The organism is Phormidium pseudopriestleyi FRX01, assembly GCF_017313335.1.
In the GTDB taxonomy this organism is placed as follows: domain Bacteria; phylum Cyanobacteriota; class Cyanobacteriia; order Cyanobacteriales; family Laspinemataceae; genus Laspinema; species Laspinema pseudopriestleyi.
Genome location: NZ_JAFLQW010000594.1, coordinates 1 through 4,339, shown reverse-complemented (window position 1 = coordinate 4,339; position 4,339 = coordinate 1). Strand labels below are relative to the sequence as shown.

General features: G+C 47.8%; 3 protein-coding genes and 1 pseudogene. All 4 read right to left on the bottom strand.

The window, feature by feature from the left end:
• Positions 1 to 51: 51 nt before the first annotated feature.
• Positions 52 to 589, bottom strand: a pseudogene (locus J0895_RS22700) (RNA-guided endonuclease InsQ/TnpB family protein); the annotation flags it as partial.
• Between the two features lie 32 nt (positions 590 to 621).
• Positions 622 to 1,308: a hypothetical protein gene (locus J0895_RS22695; protein ID WP_207090265.1), complete on the bottom strand. Its 687-nt coding sequence runs from the start codon at positions 1,306 to 1,308 to the stop codon at positions 622 to 624.
• A gap of 83 nt (positions 1,309 to 1,391) precedes the next feature.
• The gene (locus J0895_RS22690) at positions 1,392 to 3,272 is read right to left on the bottom strand and encodes a ferredoxin--nitrite reductase (RefSeq protein ID WP_207090264.1); all 1,881 of its coding nucleotides are present in this window, start codon (positions 3,270 to 3,272) and stop codon (positions 1,392 to 1,394) included.
• 428 nt (positions 3,273 to 3,700) lie between these two features.
• On the bottom strand, positions 3,701 to 4,339 hold a 639-nt coding region (locus tag J0895_RS22685), incomplete at its 5' end, for a hypothetical protein (protein ID WP_207090263.1).

The following is a 4,339-nucleotide window of genomic DNA, read 5'->3' as shown; positions in this document are numbered from 1 at the left end:
CCTAGCTTGGATCTTCCAAGACCTTTCCATCACTAGGCTTACACGGCTGAACTATCCGCGTTTTCCTTTCTTTATGGACGCATTTAAGTCACGATCTATTGAGATGTGACAGTTCGGACAGTCATACTGCCTTTTGTCCAGTGGCATTTTTTGTCGGTGTCCGCAGTTGGAACAAATCTGTGAACTGGGATACCACGGGTCAATCAGCGTTAATTTGCTCCCATACCACTGGCATTTACACTCAATCGGGCGACGAAACTCATAAAAACCCCCATCCGCAATAGCTCCGGCTTTTCTTGTGATTTTTGAGCATCCCTGACACATTTAAGTCTTCAATTTTTACTTCACCGTGGTTTTTGGCTAAGTAAGTTGTTAACTTGTGTAGGTGGTCGGCTCTAATATCGGCGATGCGTCGGTGGGCCTTAGCTAACTTAAGTAGAGTTTTTTCTCGGTTTTTACCTCCTTTTTGACGGCGACTTAGTTCTTTTTGGAGCTTGGCTAATTTTTTCTTAGCATGGCGATAGGCTTTGGGGTTGGGATAGATGGTCCCATCGCTCAGAGTAGCCAGAGTTTTGATTCCTACATCTACCCTTTAGTCTTTTCCGTGGATTGTCCCAGGTCCTAGTTCCCAACCCAGGGACTGATTTCTAAGGTCCCGCTAGGCATGAGCAAGACCAGAAACTTAGCCTGGGGTTGGGTTGAGTTTTCAGCTAGGGGAGCACTATTCGAGGCCAATTCCGGCAGGGGGGTTTCCCCAAGGTAATCTTGAGCGGATTTGTTGAGGGAGTCGTACCCGGCGATCGCCCCATCCTGTTGCACCTGGACTTGATAAACTAAATTGCTGCTAAAGGTGGGAGAACTCTTCCAACTGCTATCAATTTGCTCGTAGAGTTTTTGACCCAGGGTCGTCAAGGTTGCCGGATCGGTAATCCCCGGGGTCGGAGCGGGTTCGGTGACCATCGGTACAGCAGCAGGGACGGTGGAGGCGACTTCTGGGGCGATCGCGGCAGTCGTTGCAGTCATGGCGGGTTGAGTCACCAAGGGTTGTGCTTCAGCCTCCACAGGAGCTATTGCTGGGGTTTCCTCCACCACAGGGGTTTCAGCTTGAGCTTGCTGGGCGAGACTATGCTGGGCTAGGGTCTGATGCCAGGTACTGAACATATACCCGGAAAACCCGAGGACTAGGATGCCTACCGCACAGATGAGTTGCAGGGGCGAGGAATTGGAGGCTTCGGGGGTCTCATCTGCTCCAGGAACACTAGAAGAAACAGGGTTAGTGGGTTGGGAAGCTAATTCTTGAGAAGACATCGAGCATTACTCCTGTTGAGATAAATTTGCTGATTGACAGAATGTGATGGGTTTAAGTCAGAATTTCTTGACAATTGCCTGGGTTAGGCATCAATTTCCACGGGACCCACGGGATGGGCGCTACAGGTCAAAATATATTTTTGCTCGCGATCGCTGGAACTCAGGGCCTGGGGTTCATTTTCGTAGCGAACCTCTCCACTGATCAGTTTTTGCTTGCAAGTCCCGCAAGTTCCACCCCGGCAACTGCTATCGATTTCAATTCCTTCTCGTTCAGCAATCTCTAAAATCGGTGCAGAGTCGTCACAGGAAATGGTTTTGCCGGACTTGACAAAGGCGACAACTGCCGGTTGACTGACTTTAGCCGCAGGGGTTTCTGGTGACTCCACCGCTGCCGGAGGTACATCTATCATCGCATGAGCAATCCCCGGTTTCAGTTTCGCCTCAAACTGCTCGACAAGTAATTGCCGCAACACAGGTTTAAGGTCCTCGCAGGGAATCCCCTTTTGAACACAGCTACCCAGGTGAGCATCCTTGCCCACTTTACCGCCCATGTAGAGGTCTACCCCTTCCACAGTCTTGCCATTTTTGCGGGTTTTGGTTCCCATCAAGCCAATCTCTGCGACTTGAGGTTGTCCGCAGGAATTGGGACAGCCAGTCCAGTGAATTCTCACGGTTTTGGGGATTTCTAATTCCGCTTCCAGTTCTTGAACTAAGGCTAAAGCGCGATTTTTGGTTTCAATTAAGGCAAAGTTGCAGAACTGAGAACCCGTGCAGGAAACGAGCGATCGCGTCAGGGGTGCCGGATCAATCCTAAATTTCTCTAAAATCGGTTCTTGCCACAATGCCTCTAATCGCGAATCGGGAATATTCGGAATAAGGACATTTTGTTCCACCGTTAACCGAATCTCACCATTGCCATACACTTCGGCAAGTCTAGCCAACTCAAACATATCGGGAGCAAACAACCGACCCACGGGAACATTGAACCCCACAAAGTTTAAGCCTGCTTGTTTCTGGGGGAACACTCCCAGATGATCCCGTTTTTCCCACACAATCTCATCTTTCTCAGCAGCTTCTGCCAGGGGTTTTTCGACTTTTTTCTCAACTTCGGCCCGGAATTTCTCCACTCCCCATTCATCAATCAGCCACATCAAACGAGACTTCTGCCGATTGGCTCTCGGTCCATTATCTCGGTAAATTTCTAAAATAGCACGGCATAACTCCACCACATCATCATTGGGGGGGACCCACACATTTAGGGGAATCGCCGCTTCACACCGTTTCGCCGAGAAAAAGCCCCCGACGAGGACGTTAAAGCCAATTTCTCCATTTGTATAAGCCGGAATGAAGGCAATATCATTGATTTCGGCATGAATAGAGTTGTCTGGACATCCACCGATCGCAATGTTAAATTTCCTCGGTAAGTTGGTAAAAGCAGGATTGCCCTCTCCGGTATTGGTAATCATATCTTGGACTTTTTGGACCAACTCTTGAGTATCGATTAACTCATGTTTGTCAATCCCAGAAACTGGAGACCCGGTAATGTTTCTAACGTTATCCATCCCCGACTGCACCGATGTCATCCCCGCTGCTTTAAAGCGGTTAAAAATATCGGGAATATCTTCTATTCTGATGCCCCGCAGTTGCAGATTCTGCCTGGTCGTAATATCTGCATTTCCATCGTCTGGGTACCGCTCTACAATCTCGGCCAGGACGCGCATTTGCAGGCTGTTCATGACTCCATGAGGTATCCGCATCCTCACCATGAACTGACCCGGAGTCACGGGACGAAAGAAGACGCCTAGCCATTTGAGCCGATAGTCGCGATCGCTCGCATCAATGGCCTCCCAGCCCATTTGAGCAAAATCTTCTAGCTGATTTTTGACATCAAGTCCGTCTTTTTCGGCCTTGATTTTTTCAAATTTATTTAAACTCGTTGTGGGCTTTTCTGTGGCTAACGTCATAGAGAACCTCGTTTTATCTGTTGCCTGTTAATCAAAATAATAACCTAGCAAATTTCTAAAAATGTACAAACCGTATCATTCATTACCTTATTTTTATTTTGATTCATTCCCTCCCTAATTTCCGCTTGATTTCCCTATAAGTTAATCGCATAAACTAGGAGGTTTAGTATCTAAAGTTACAAAATATTTCTAAAGATGATTTTTACGCATTTTAACAATGCATTTTTCACATGACCAAGGAAAATAGTGGCTGAAACCCTTATTTTTCCGTATAACCCGCTTATTTCCCAGTTCAACGTCACGACTGAAGTCGTTCTGTTCAGTTTGTAGTAACGACTGAGGGGGTTGTTAAATAAAAAGGGATGTAGCAGTAGTGCTACATCCCTTTTTATACATTTAGCCGGAGACTCCTGGTCAAGGATATAATGTTAGTAAATGGCTAAGGCTGAGAACCAGGCAATTAGGGAACCGAAGAGGAACGCTAGAAAGACTCCTGCTTTTAACAGGGGGGTTTGCGATCGCACGAGGGCGAGTTGGGATTCTAACTGCGATCTCTGTTGGTTGGCGGCTTCCAATTGCGATAGTGCCTCCGATCGCTCGCTGGTGGCTTGAGTGACTTGGGATTGGGCGTGAGATTGCTCGTGCAAGACGCGCTGTAATTTTTCTTGGGTTTCGGATAAATCTCCCTGGAGTTGGGACTGTGCTGCATGGGATTTGGCAAGCTGAGTCTGTAAGTCCGATCGCTGTTGTTGTGCACGCTCGTTTTCTGCCTTGATTTGAGCGAGTTCGGTTTGCAGGTGCGATCGCATCTCTTCCACTCCCAATAACTGGGTTCGGGTTTCAGAGAGTTGCTGTTGCAAGTCCTGTTTCTCCCCTTCCAGTTGTTGCAATCTTTCCCCCCGTTCCTCTAGGTGGGATTGAACCTGCGATCGCTCTTGTTGCAGTTGCTCTAATTCAGTTCGCACCTGAGTCAATTGAGAGTCTAATTCCCCTGAATGTTGTTGCAGTTGCTCTAATTCAGTTCGCACCTGAGTCAATTGAGAGTCTAATTCCCCTGAATGTTGATG